Origin of the sequence: Mycetohabitans endofungorum (assembly GCF_037477895.1) — a bacterium.
Taxonomy (GTDB): Bacteria; Pseudomonadota; Gammaproteobacteria; order Burkholderiales; family Burkholderiaceae; genus Mycetohabitans.
This window is the reverse complement of the sequence record NZ_CP132744.1, coordinates 2687127-2699769: the sequence shown is the minus strand read 5'-3', so window position 1 is coordinate 2699769 and position 12643 is coordinate 2687127. Positions and strand designations below refer to the sequence as shown.

Here is a 12643-nt window from a genome sequence, read left to right as displayed (position 1 = left end):
AGATGGTCGCGGTTTGCGCATGCACATTCAACGATTCGCGTCGGTGTGTGCACCGGGCACGTAGCGCCGCCGCTGCGCGTGCGCGCGTGTCGCGGGTACGCTGTGCGGCATGTCGGACATTGCCTATCGCCCGCTTTCTGTTGACCTCCGCAAGCAAGCCCGTGCGCTGTACTGGCAGGGCTGGCGTGTGTCGTCCATCGCGCGTCATCTGAATCTCAAACGGGCGACCGTCGAGTCATGGAAGCGACGTGACGGCTGGCATAACGCGTCACCGATCGATACGGTCGAGTTCACGACTGAGAGGCGTGTCAACACGCTGATCGCTAAGGAGAAGAAGGATGGCGCCGATTACAAAGAAATTGACCTACTGATGCGCCAACTCGAACGCATTGCGCGCGTGCGCAAGTACGGCGAAAGTGGCCGGGAAGCGGATCTCAATCTTCATATCGCGGCACGTAATGCCGCGCCGAAGAAAAAGCCAACGCGTAACGATTTCAGTGACGCGCAACGCGAGAGCCTGGTTGACGCGTTTCGCGCGTCGCTGTTCGACTACCAAAAGGTGTGGTGGCGCGCCGGGCAGCACCGCACGCGCAACATTCTGAAGTCACGGCAGATCGGCGCGACGTGGTATTTCGCACGCGAGGCGCTGGTCGATGCGCTCGACACGGGACGCAACCAGATTTTTTTGTCCGCCAGTCGCGCGCAGGCACATGTGTTCCGCCAGTACATCACGCAGTTCGCGCGCGAAGCGGCCGACGTTGATTTGACGGGCGATCCGATCGTGTTGCCGAACGAAGCAATACTGTATTTCCTCGGCACGAACGCGCGTACTGCCCAGAGCTATCACGGCAACTTCTATTTCGACGAGTATTTTTGGGTGCCGCGCTTTCGCGAGCTGAATAAAGTCGCCTCCGGCATGGCGATGCATCAGCACTGGCGCAAGACCTACTTTTCGACGCCATCGAGCATGAGCCATGAAGCGTATCCGTTTTGGAGTGGCGAGCACCGCAACCGAGGGCGGGCAAAGGCCGAGCACTTCCACCTCGACAGCTCACATCAAGCGCTGGCCCGTGGCCGACTGTGCGAGGACCGGCAGTGGCGTCAGATCGTCACCGTCGAGGATGCGGCGGCGGCCGGCTGCACGCTCTTTGACTTGGCCGAGCTGCGTGATGAGTACAGCGCCGACGAGTACGCGAACTTGCTAATGTGCCAGTTCATCGACGACACCGCGTCGATTTTCCGGCTCGCCGACTTGCAGCGCTGCATGGTCGATTCATGGCAGGAGTGGACGGACGACTTCAAACCGCTCGCGGCGCGCCCGTTCGGTGACCGCCCGGTGTGGGTCGGCTACGACCCGGCGCTGTCGGGGGATTCGGCCGGGTGCGTCGTCGTGGCGCCGCCGCTGGTGGCCGACGGTCCCTTCCGCATACTGGAAAAGCACCAGTGGCGCGGCCTGGACTTCGAAGCGCAGGCGCGCAGCATCGAGCAGATCACGCAGCGTTACACCGTCACGTATATGGCGATCGATACGACCGGCATCGGGCAGGGCGTCTATCAGCTCGTGCGTCAGTTTTACCCGCGGGTGGTTGCGTTTAATTACTCGCCGGAAGTGAAGGGCCGGCTCGTGCTCAAAGGGCTGTCGGTGGTGGGCCATGCCCGGTTGCAGTTCGATGCGGGTTGGACCGACATGGCGCAGTCGTTTATGGCCATTCGCAAGACGCTGACCGCCAGCGGCCGTCAGGTGACGTATGAGGCCAGCCGCAGCGAGCAAACCGGTCACGCGGATCTCGCTTGGGCAGTGCTGCACGCGATATCGAACGAGCCGCTCGAAGGCATGGCGGCTCGTCATGCTGGATTTATGGAGATTTGTTCATGATGGGAAAAACCGAGCGGCAAAGGCGCGCTCACAACCTGTCAGCCCGACGCTGCCGTGCTCGGGCGAGCGCCTTCACGTTTGGCGATCCAGTGCCGGTGCTCAATCGCGCCGAGCTGCTCGACTACACGGAGTTGGCGACCATCAATGGATGGTACGAGCCGCCGGTGAGCTGGTCGGGCTTAGCGAAGTCGTTCCGAGCTGGCACGCATCACGCGTCGGCGCTGTACTTCAAGCGCAATGTACTCTCGTCCACGTTCGTGCCGCACCGGCTGCTGTCGCGCGACACGTTCCGCCGCTGGGCGCTGGACTTTTTGATGTTCGGCAACGGGTACCTTGAGCGGCAGACGAACCGGCTGGGCGGCACGCTCAAATTCGAAGCGGTGCCAGCCAAGTACGTGCGTCGCGCCACGGACCTGGAGCGGTATGCACAGACAGATGGATGGCGGCCCGTGCACGAATTTACGCCCGGCACAATCCACCATTTGGCCGAGCCGGACGTAAATCAGGAAGTGTATGGCTTGCCCGAGTACCTCGGCGCGCTACACGCGGCGTGGCTCAACGAGTCATCGACGCTCTTTCGACGTCGCTACTACGAGAATGGCAGCCATGCCGGTTTCATCTTGTACGTGACGGATCCGGCACAGAATCAGGACGACATCGACGACATGCGCGCCGCGCTTAAAAGCGCGAAGGGGCCGGGCAATTTCCGTAACCTTTTTTACTACGCGCCCCATGGCAAGAAAGACGGGATCCAGCTGATTCCGGTGTCGGAAGTGGCCGCCAAGGATGAGTTCTTCAATATCAAGAACGTCACACGCGACGATTTGCTCGCTGCGCACCGCGTACCGCCACAGTTGCTGGGGATCGTACCGGGCAATACCGGCGGCTTTGGGGCAGCGGATACCGCCGCGAAGGTGTTCGGGCGCAATGAAATTGTGCCATTGCAGGCGCAGTTCCTCGCGTTCAACGAGTGGGCGGGTGACGAAATCGTGCGGTTTGTGCCGTATGCGATCGATATGCCTGCCGCGAATGGTGCCGCGCCAGCCATCGGCGTGGCATCAGCCTAACGCATCATGCCGTGTCGGCAGTCACGCCGGGTTCAATCCGAAATCGCCGTGAAAGACGAGTTCTGCAAGAATGTAACGCGTGAGGATCGACTTGCCGCGCATCGCTTGCCGCTGCAACTGCTCGGCATCGTGCCAAGCAACTCGGGCGGGTTCGGCATGTCAGACACTGCCGCACGCGTATTCGGGCGCCACGGAATCCAGCCGCGGCAGGTTCGCTTCGGTCCATACGCCATTGCGCCAGCGACACCGATCGCATTCAGCCGCCAATGACGTTACGCGTGCGCGGCGGTACGCACGCGCGTCCGAGTTGGCGCCGGCGCGGGAGCAGGCTCCGCCGCATGCACGGGCGATGCAGTGATGGTCAAATGCAGTCCCAACGCGCGCACAACCTTCATGACCGTTGCAAACTCCGCGTTTCCGCCTTCCGACAGAGCGCGATAGAGCGCTTCCCGCTTCACACCGGACTCGCGCGAGAGCGCCGTCATCCCGCGCGCCTTCGCGACGTTCCCGAGCGCGGCTTGAATCAGGCGCGGATCTCCCTCTTCGAACGCTTGCGCCAGATAGTGACGAACCGTTTCTTCGTCCTTCAGGTACTTCGAGCCGTCGAATTCAGTCAGTTCGCTGATTTTCATACTTAATCCTCCAGTTCGCCGGCGAGCTTTTTCGCCAGTTTGATGTCTTTTTTCTGCGTTGATTTGTCACCACCGCACAGCAGCACGACGATGATTTTGCCCCGCCGCACGAAGTAGGCGCGGTAGCCTAGACCAACGTCGATCTTCATCTCGCAGACGCCTTCGCCGACAGCACGCCAGTACCCAAGATTGCCGAGCTTTGCACGTTCGATGCGAACGTTAATCGCCGCGCTTGCGATCGGGTCGCGAACCTCGTCGAACCACTCATCGAATTGGGGGGTGGTCAGAACTTTGAACATGACGCTATTGTAACCCATAAGGGACAATGTGGCGCCTGCTTGCTCGCGCGCGTCCCTCCATTCCGTACCGCTGATGGACGCGAGCCGCGGCGCCTGCGGCGGCCGTCAGCAGTGCATGATCGTCGCACTGGTTTTCATGATATTCGGCACGACGCGCTCGCGCGCCCGCGCGCCGTCTATGTGCCGTCGCCTTTTCATAGCCTTGCGCAGGGTCAGCCGGCCCGCGCGAGGCCGCTGCGGAGCCTGCTGTCGCGTCGCGGCGGCCATTTCAGAGGGATGAGGGGGGGCGCACCTGCGAGCGCTGTAGCCGTCGTCGCGCGGTCCCCTCCTCGCCTGCCCGCTTCGCTTGTCACAGCACTTTTAATGCATTCGGGATATGCCGGGAAGGCCTGCACCGTGCGGGCCTGAGGGCATTTGAGCGTGCAACAAAATAATGCGGTTTGATGCGCGAATGGTGCACTTTCATGCGCATGATGCCCCTCGCGGTGGTAAGGGGCGGCAAAGCTCACAGTATGTCGTCTAGATTACTCGATGCGCTTATCAGCTGACGGCGCAACGGGTCTAGCAATAGATAAACCGACTGTGCATGTACCTGTCCAGTATCTGTCTTGCCAAGCAACTCGCACAACGCATCGATCCCGTGACTGGCATTGGCGATGGCCTCGGATACCTCGCGTAGAGGGGGCAGTGGTCGGGTGAGCGACATATCACACCTCCGACTGCAATTGCGCCATGGCTTGGCTAACCAACACCAAATTCGGCATTGGCCAGACAGCTAGCCGGCTTTTCGTCGCGTGGGGAATGCCGTTGAGGTGGGCAATCTGGAAAAGATCTATTTCATCCCATTGAAAGGGTTGAAGAGAAGGGGGGCACACGGCCATGTTAGCCTCCTACGAATCGTTCAATTTCGCCTCCTGTCAGAGAGGCGGCCGGGCACTTGAACACGGTCGTAGGGCCGCCCGCAGATTTCCCCTTACGGGTCTTGTATAGCTGCGCGCCACCCGGCCATAAGCAAGTGTTGCCAGCGTAACTAGGACAACACGGAACCTATGGACGCAAAAAAGCCGCTTTACTGACGGGAGCGGTTTTCCGCCTACGAAAAGGTGTGTTCAGCACCTTGAAATAGCTTGCCATCGATTCGGAACAGCGTCAACTTTTTGATATTTCGAGACCTTTCCTCGCCTGCGAGCTGTGCTTACGCGAGCACCATGCCGCACAGCTCGCCAGCCCTTGTGACATGGGTTTCCAAACATTTTCCAGTGTGCGGGAATCGTGCGTTTTCATGCACGTCATTGCGCCACAATGCATCTATTCGGCGCTACGAAGACATGCATAGTCTTGCACTAAGAAATATCTTTTGGTATCGTTTGGTTTATGGAGCCCTTGGCAGTACGCCGACGCACATCATCCAGCGCCGCGCCGAACCCTTGGGCTTTTTTGCGTTCCGGGGTCATAAAAACAGGGGCGGATGACATGCCAACAGCGATCCTGATTGATGGGGCTTTCTTTATCAAGCGCTTTCGCGCTATCGAACCGCACAACGCGCATGATGCACGGCGAGCTGCGGAATGTGCGCACCGGTGGGCCTGTGCTCATCTAACGCCGAAGCCCCGCCGAAATGGCGGAGGATATGATGAACAAGCGGACAGGCAACAAGTGCGACGTCAACGACGGGAGCTTTATCGAATTTTCTTCTATGATTGCCCGCCACTGGACAAGAAAATGCACAATCCGGTCAGCAGAAGATCAATCGATTTCGGCAAATCCCCTGAAGCTGTGTTTCGCTTGGCACTTCATGAACATCTACGCGGAATGCGAAAGGTTGCACTTCGCTTAGGCCACCTGTCGACGCTGACACCCTGGGTAATCAAGCCGGAGAAGGTCGGCGACCTATTGGCTGGGCGAATTCAGATGGCAGATATTACGCCGGACGACGTCATGGTTGACGTGCGCCAGAAAGGCGTTGATATGCGCATCGGGATCGACGTTTCTTCGTTGGCATTCAAAAAGCAGGTTGATCAAATCGTTCTGATAGCCGGAGACGCCGACTTCGTACCGGCCGCTAAACAGGCCCGACGCGAGGGTATCGATTTCATCCTCGATCCGATGTGGAAAGGAATTCCACCGAACTTGAACGAACACATCGACGGATTACGTTCAACCTGTCCTCAGCCGCAACGCAAATCCAACCCGCATGATCGGATGTGGTGTGAGATACAGTGAAATTACAGTTTGGGTGAGCTTGGATAGCCCTGATTGGCCTTGATTAGCTTTGGTTTTACAAATTGCGAGTTGCGCAAAGCATTGATTTATAAAGGGTTACAATGTGTGGGTAAAACTCCGAAGGCAGGGGTTGCTGGTTCGATCCCAGCCGGGCGCGCCAAATTTGTCGAAAAATCAAATAATTAGCTCGCTCTTGCGCGCAAGCTATGCGTCGAAAAAGGCCCGGAATGGCCTAGCTTGAGACTCTCAGTGTACCCAAATTTGTACCCATCTGTCCCTGATGCCCGGACCTAATTTTACTTTGCTAATTCGTAAGGCCCCGCGCCGCCGCGTGCCCGCCCGGTTTCCCCCGTGGGTCCTCCGACGATTGCTCTGGAGAATTGGGAGGGGGTGGCAGGGGGAGCCTGCCGAGCGCTGGCCGCTTCACTTCTGCCTGCCATAGGGCAGTGGGTGATCGAAAGTTTTTAATTTTAAATCAACACGTTGCGTACGCATGGCGGCTGGTCAATCTTCGTTCGGGCACACAATCGGGCCTAAAACGGGACGAAACAACAAGTATAGACAAGGGTGCGCCGTGCCCGTGGCGGGGCTGTAGTCGGGCCGTAGACCATCGCCCACCATATTGACCATGCGCCGCCTAGCTTCTGGCAACGCGCTGCGAATGCGCGTGCACGCGTGGGCTATCTGTTTGCCGTTTGCTGTGGTTGCCTGCTGTTCGAGCGTTTGTAATGCGTTGCGAGCTGCCGGTTAATTTCAGTCATCTTATCGACACAACACACCATTCTTCGCTCGCTGCCGGGAGGCTTGCTGACATTGTCGCAAGTCGCGTATCTGTGCCGCACTCCTGGAGCGAGCGAAGCAACGCGACGAGATGCCGACGCCGTGGGACGTGGGCCCGGCCTTCAGCGATTACGCCGTCTTAGGATCAGGGGGGAACACAATTGCCCATTGTGCAGCGAGGCATGGGCATTGGAATTTTTGCACACTGGCTTGCAAGAGATGTAGACCGGGAAATATTTACGCATCAATTCTTATCGGGCAGGTTTAATCGGGGCCTACTGGGCGGGCGCGTCAGCCGCCTCTGAGTGTTTAACTTGACCGGAACCGATTGAACAGCGTTGCTTGGGGGGGCGGTTTTGCGATCCTTCCGGCTGGCATATTCGATGCTGTGGCAAATCAGATACACGATCCAGGTCTGCGCCGCTGTGCTGGGATAGGCTGCGCCGATGGCTCGGCCAGTCCCCTTGATCGTTGATCACCGCAATCAGGATGTCCTGGCAACCGCCGGTCTTGAGTTCGTTGAACGCCGGCATCAAGTCCTGCCCCTGGGCGATGTTATCACTCCCTTCGCTAGCTTGCCCAAGCCATGCCTTAGGCGATTCAGGCAGCAGCCCAAGGGCCTCCGCCTAGAGGCTACCGTGCGTTTTTTCATTGGCCTATCCATGACTTCGCCTTTCATGATATGCCTCACCTATAAAAATTCGGACAGGTCCGTCATGATGTTCACACACGACAAGTATTTACTAGATCCGGGTCGTGTAAAGTGAGCAATAACGTTTTGCGTACCGTGAGCTTATAAGCGCTGGTTAGAATGACGACCCGCAACATCGGTTGCATTGGGCGATGAATGAATGATGATTGAATTTGATGACATTATCTGTGTGGTCAGGCGCAGTAACATGGGCAAATCAACGGTGTTACGCGCCTGCAAAGCGGGCGTCGGTATGGGCGGGGATAAATGTCAGGCGGCAGTTCCTGGGCGCCTAAGGCGGAAATTAAGGCTCACGCACCCAAGGGTATCAGTAGCGTACAGCACCTATGGCTTATTTTGTATGGCTTGACCGCTTGACGCTAATGAACTGATCCGCATGAATGCCTTCGTGTTTTCCCTTTTTGCGTCACTGCGTAGCCCAGTTCCTGGCAACACTTGCTCAAACGGCTTTCCCCATACAGTCTCTAAAAGTAGCGGAGGTTGCGCTGAAATCCATTGATCTAATTCATTAGAATTTCTGATGTTAGTTAATACAGTTAATAAGGTACTTGGATGAAAAAAAAGCATTGTCTGCAACCTAAAGGTCTGTCGGTTATGCTCAGTGTAATCACGATGCTCGTGGGTTGCGGAGGCAATACACCGAACACTTTAAGCCCAAATGATAAGGATCTTATTTCACCTACTTCCGGACCTGAACTATCCGTCTTATCGAAGGAGAGCCGGACACCAGGTCGCTTAACAGTGGAGCCAGTGGAGGTAATCGCCACCAGTTTTGCGGACATCCAAGCGGCTAACGCTGCATTGAGGGCTTCACCGGCAGAGCAGCACATCAACCCAAATAATGAAAATATCCAGTTACCGTTTTTAACGGAGGGAGCGCCTCCAATTGCAACTCCATTGGCACCTCGATCACCCGATGTGGAGAGAGCCAGCGCCGAGTCGGCATCTCCCCTTCTACAGAATATAAGGGCTACATTGGAGATTAATCCAAACACGTCCTATCATAACATTAAAGATGAAAATCTTGAGCGACTCGTATTTAGGCTGATACGTAGGTTTCGACTCGACGCCGATAGTATTCCATTTGTGATCAAAGCACTAAATAAACTATATCACCGTGGTCCCGAATACTATGCCGCTCTGTCGGACGTCTATGGTGATCCTGCTGAAGAGCACCATCGGCGCTACGAACACGTATCGTCATTGTTTGACATAATTAGGCACAGCGCAATGGAAACCGAGCCATGGCGTGAGAGACCTAACCCATTTTTCTTTAGTGATGCGCTTAAGGTGTTAGCTCAAGCAATATTATTGCAAAAATCTGCGGAGCAGGAACAGGGCACCCCAAATTTGGTCGATTTCAGCGAGGTTTGCGAGAAATTCGAGTCGTACTTTAACGAACACGATAATATGAATATTCCTATTGATTTAAATAGGATTAAGCTTAAATTATCCGGGAATAGCGTATCACTATCTGAGTCGCTCGCTCCCCGCATACTTAAATTGGAAGAGCTGTCAAGGGCAGACCGCAATCTGGGAAGGGAAGGGCTTAAGTATTATTTGAGCTATTACTCTAATGCCCTCCAGGATGCTGCCAAAACAGGTGTGCTGAAGGACGGTGATTTTAAAGACATTTTGGAAAGTTTACAGAAAAAGTACTATTGAGATCGATAGCATAATAATCCCTCCTGTTACTATATTCCTGTTCTGATAATCGGGGTCTTGGTCAGCCAAGCCCGGTACAATTGCCGCCCCAGTCGGGAGGTATTGTCGCCGGGCCTGGTGGGTGACTGGTGATCGCTGGTAGGGGGCTGGAATGATGCGACGCTGTCGATGTTTTCGTCGTCGATCAGTCTTCCACCATCGATACAATGCCAGTGGCCGCTGCCCGTGACATCGCGATCATTGCTAAAGTCGCCTGCTACTTGCCACATTCGCTGCGTTCGCTTTGATTGATTGATCAGCCGCTCGCCGAACTCGCCATGCTGCACGGTTTTGACGACAATCTCACTACTCACCTCACTCAAGCCAGCAACCGCATTCGCGACCTGGGTGCCCCAATCTATTGGACTCTTAAACGCATTTTCGGACCGCGCCCGCACTACCTGTCAATGATCGCCGCTACGGAGCCGAATTGGATCGACGTATTGGCGCGATCTCAGAATCGCCGTATAGGCGATGACCGATGATTGGCGTAATGGCGCTAGCGATGCCGTAATCGGAACGCCTGTCGAACTTCCATCAACGAATGTAAATTCCGCTCTCTGGCCGGTTGGGCGCGATTTCGGATAGCCGTGCAAACGCGCTGCTCGGTCCAACGCTCGAGCGACGTATAAGCCCAAGATGTCGTGGTCCACGACGGGCGTCATTCGCTCCTTTTGGCATCGCGCGCGGCGATTCGCGCGGGGCACGGCTGGCGCGCCAGATGTCCCCGCACGTGTACGGTCCGACGTTGCGGCAAGGTGACGCGTTGGTCTGCTTATGTGTGGTGCCAGGCGTGCGCGCCGGCAGCGCATTTTGTTGACGAAGATTAAGGTGCGCCAACCCTGCGTGTCGCACACTGTCGCTTTGAGCGGGTTCGCCCGCCATCGTCAAGAGGTTCAACCGTGCTTGTGCAAAATGTCGTATGCGAACGCCTCAGGATCAAGGGCAGAACACTGCTGCCGATCGTACAGGGAGGCATGGGCGTGGGCGTGTCTGCACATCGTCTGGCGGGAACTGTCGCATCGCTTGGCGCGGTAGGCACGATCTCGAGTGTGGACTTGCGCCGTCACCATCCGGATTTAATGGAACAAAGCCAGCGTTCGCGCGACCGGCAATTGATCGATTCGCTGAATCTGGAGGCGCTGCGCCGGGAAGTGGCGGCCGCATTGCAGCTAGCTTCGGGCAATGGCTTGGTTGCGGTCAACGTGATGCGCGCGGTGTCTTCATATGCCTCCTACGTCACCCAGGCATGCGAAAGTGGCGCAGGTGCGGTCGTGGTCGGCGCGGGTCTGCCGTTGGACCTGCCGGAGTTGACTGCCGACTTTCCGGACATGGCGTTGATTCCAATCTTGTCGGATGCACGCGGTATCGGCCTGGTGCTGAAAAAGTGGATGCGCAGAAACCGCCTGCCGGACGCTATTATCATCGAGAACCCTCGTTATGCGGCTGGGCATCTCGGCGCGCCGACGCTTGATGGGTTCGACCATCCGAACTATGCGTTCCAGCATGTGCTGGAAGGCGCGCGCGAATTGTTCAAGACGCTTGGGCTGGAGATGGAGAACATCCCGTTGATTGTCGCGGGGGGGATCCACAGTCACGAGCAGGTTCGGCATCTGCTCGACCTCGGCGCCAGCGCCGTGCAACTGGGCACCGCGTTTGCGGTGACGGAAGAAGGTGACGCGCATCCGAATTTCAAAAAGGTGCTGGTCGAGGCAAAGCCAGAGGACATCGTGACGTTCATGAGCGTGGCCGGCTTGCCTGCGCGTGCCGTGCGCACGCCGTGGCTGGCCAGCTATCTCGAGAAGGAGCAGAAGCTGCAGCGGGCCGCCAAGCCGCGGCGATGCACGGTCGGATTCGACTGCCTGCAGCAGTGCGGGCTGCGCGATGGCATTGGCAAGCATGGGCAGTTTTGCATTGATATGAGGCTGGCCCATGCGCTCTCGGGTGACGTCGGGCGAGGATTGTTCTTTCGCGGCTCGGAAACATTGCCGTTCGGCCATGTAATCCGTCCAGTGCGCGAGTTACTTGATTATCTGCTAGGTGGCGTGACACAGGTGCGTGCGCCGACGACAGCGGCTCGGCCATATACAGATGCAAGCCCGGTCCGCCAGTGTATTTCCGCTGCAGCTCGTCCTGGTGCTCCAATGCCTTAACCGGATCGTTGGTAAAGCCGACCGGCAGTTGCGAAGCGTTGGTGTAGTACGGGTTCTCGAGTGTGTGAGCCTGCAGGGCCTCTCTCTTCCTGACACTTGACCATTCGGACTCGGACATGGTCGAGCGACGACGAGTCGGGTGGCGGCCGAACTGCAATAGGAAAATCCGGCGTTCAATGCGCGTCGGGTCGTCGACATCTGGGCTGACGGCCGGTGCCGCGCCGGCCGCGCGCGGCGCATGGGCTACAGCATCCGGCGCAGCGTCCGGTCCCGCAGCAGCACGTGACGGCCGATCGCGGCCAACGCATGCAATCCGATCACCCAGTAGAACAGGTTGCCGGTGAACTTGTGCATTGCCTTGAGCAGTGGCCGCGCGACAGGATCCGCGCCGATCAGCCGGATGTCCAGCCCGACGATCGGCAGCGAGACCGGGTTGCCACCGGCGTTGACCATCAGGATGCCGAGCAGCGGCTGCGTGAAGATGAACAGGTACAGCGCCAAGTGCACGACGCGCGCAAGGAACACCAGTATGCGTGTCGACTCGACCTCCGCGGGCACCCCGTGCCACAGGCGCCAGAGTAACCGCAGCGACGCGAGGGCCAGTACCAGCGAGCCGGAACAGAAATGAATTGTGTTCCAGAATGTGCGGCTGTCGCTGCCCTTCGGGCCGCGTACCTCGATCGCGACATAGGCGAGTGCAACGAGCAGGAAAATCGCCCAGTGCAAGAAAATGGCGGGTTTGGAATAACGATCCGTCGCGGGGGTGGCGGGCATCTTGATATCCTCTATTATTGTGATGGTGGGCCGGGCGCCCGGCAAATCGGACGTCATGGCGCGTCGATTGGCAAGCGGCCATCGACGGCCATCGCATCATCGGCGAACGCTGTCGTGTGCTGAACGTCGATACCCTTATCGTTTCCGATGTGCGCTGTCTAGTCAATGCCGGCTACTACGTAAACCGCAACGCTCATTTTTGAGGAACTTACACGAGCAACGAGGTGCCGTTCTTCATCCAGGACATGACGTATGGGTACCCGGGCAATCCTGCGTTGGGACGGTTGATTGCTCAGACCACGACCGAGTACGGTGTGCACACGCACGAGATTGACAACCGTGGCGCGAACGCGACTATGCCAGGCAGTCGCCAACGTTACTGATTGGGCAATTTTAGCGCCGCCTTAATTTCAATTCTTAAAA

The 12643-nt window shown here is 57.4% G+C and carries 10 protein-coding genes and 4 pseudogenes; 7 read left to right on the top strand and 7 right to left on the bottom strand.

Annotated features, from left to right (window positions below):
• Positions 1–109 precede the first annotated feature (109 nt).
• From RA167_RS11975 to RA167_RS11965, 3 genes and pseudogenes are all read left to right on the top strand, one after another.
• Complete coding sequence (locus RA167_RS11975) at positions 110–1876, top strand: terminase ATPase subunit family protein (protein ID WP_076785714.1); 1767 nt, start codon at positions 110–112, stop codon at positions 1874–1876.
• Positions 1873–2943 carry a phage portal protein gene (locus tag RA167_RS11970; protein ID WP_237574200.1) on the top strand — a complete coding sequence of 357 codons (1071 nt, stop codon included), beginning with the start codon at positions 1873–1875 and terminating at the stop codon, positions 2941–2943. Before RA167_RS11975 ends, RA167_RS11970 begins: the two co-directional genes overlap by 4 nt.
• Positions 2944–2979: 36 nt before the next feature.
• A pseudogene (locus tag RA167_RS11965) lies at positions 2980–3162 on the top strand (hypothetical protein); the annotation flags it as partial.
• 53 nt (positions 3163–3215) lie between these two features.
• On the opposite strand, the gene RA167_RS11960 reads toward RA167_RS11965, so the two are convergent.
• The 3 genes from RA167_RS11960 to RA167_RS11950 all read right to left on the bottom strand — a co-directional run bounded on the left by RA167_RS11960 (position 3216) and on the right by RA167_RS11950 (position 4580).
• Positions 3216–3575: an addiction module antidote protein gene (locus tag RA167_RS11960; RefSeq protein WP_076785712.1), complete on the bottom strand. Its 360-nt coding sequence runs from the start codon at positions 3573–3575 to the stop codon at positions 3216–3218.
• 2 nt (positions 3576–3577) lie between these two features.
• Positions 3578–3874 carry a type II toxin-antitoxin system RelE/ParE family toxin gene (locus RA167_RS11955; protein ID WP_076787514.1) on the bottom strand — a complete coding sequence of 99 codons (297 nt, stop codon included), beginning with the start codon at positions 3872–3874 and terminating at the stop codon, positions 3578–3580.
• A gap of 505 nt (positions 3875–4379) precedes the next feature.
• Positions 4380–4580, bottom strand: a complete 201-nt coding sequence (locus RA167_RS11950; RefSeq protein ID WP_076785711.1) for a hypothetical protein — start codon at positions 4578–4580, stop codon at positions 4380–4382.
• Positions 4581–5347: 767 nt separating this feature from the next.
• On the opposite strand from RA167_RS11950, the gene RA167_RS11945 reads away from it, so the two are divergent.
• Together RA167_RS11945 and RA167_RS11935 are read left to right on the top strand one after the other, a co-directional pair.
• Positions 5348–6097, top strand: a complete 750-nt coding sequence (locus RA167_RS11945; protein ID WP_076785710.1) for an NYN domain-containing protein — start codon at positions 5348–5350, stop codon at positions 6095–6097.
• Positions 6098–8141: 2044 nt separating this feature from the next.
• Positions 8142–9254, top strand: a complete 1113-nt coding sequence (locus RA167_RS11935; protein WP_139337017.1) for a hypothetical protein — start codon at positions 8142–8144, stop codon at positions 9252–9254.
• Positions 9255–9283: 29 nt separating this feature from the next.
• On the opposite strand, the gene RA167_RS15690 is transcribed toward RA167_RS11935, so the two are convergent.
• Positions 9284–9607: a hypothetical protein gene (locus RA167_RS15690; protein ID WP_217697088.1), complete on the bottom strand. Its 324-nt coding sequence runs from the start codon at positions 9605–9607 to the stop codon at positions 9284–9286.
• Between the two features lie 231 nt (positions 9608–9838).
• Positions 9839–9985 (bottom strand): annotated as a pseudogene (locus RA167_RS11925) (IS3 family transposase); the annotation flags it as partial.
• Between the two features lie 285 nt (positions 9986–10270).
• Here RA167_RS11925 and RA167_RS11920 point away from each other — a divergent pair.
• Positions 10271–11446, top strand: a complete 1176-nt coding sequence (locus RA167_RS11920; RefSeq protein ID WP_083706084.1) for an NAD(P)H-dependent flavin oxidoreductase — start codon at positions 10271–10273, stop codon at positions 11444–11446.
• On the opposite strand, the pseudogene RA167_RS11915 reads toward RA167_RS11920, so the two are convergent.
• Both RA167_RS11915 and RA167_RS11910 read right to left on the bottom strand, forming a co-directional pair.
• Positions 11412–11564, bottom strand: a pseudogene (locus RA167_RS11915) (hypothetical protein); the annotation flags it as partial. The gene RA167_RS11920 and the pseudogene RA167_RS11915 sit on opposite strands and share 35 nt — an antisense overlap.
• 125 nt (positions 11565–11689) lie before the next feature.
• Entirely contained in the window at positions 11690–12220 is a 531-nt protein-coding gene (locus RA167_RS11910; protein ID WP_076787512.1) for a cytochrome b, read from the bottom strand.
• A gap of 71 nt (positions 12221–12291) precedes the next feature.
• Here RA167_RS11910 and RA167_RS11905 point away from each other — a divergent pair.
• A pseudogene (locus RA167_RS11905) lies at positions 12292–12558 on the top strand (3,4-dihydroxyphenylacetate 2,3-dioxygenase); the annotation flags it as partial.
• Between the last annotated feature and the right edge of the window lie 85 nt (positions 12559–12643).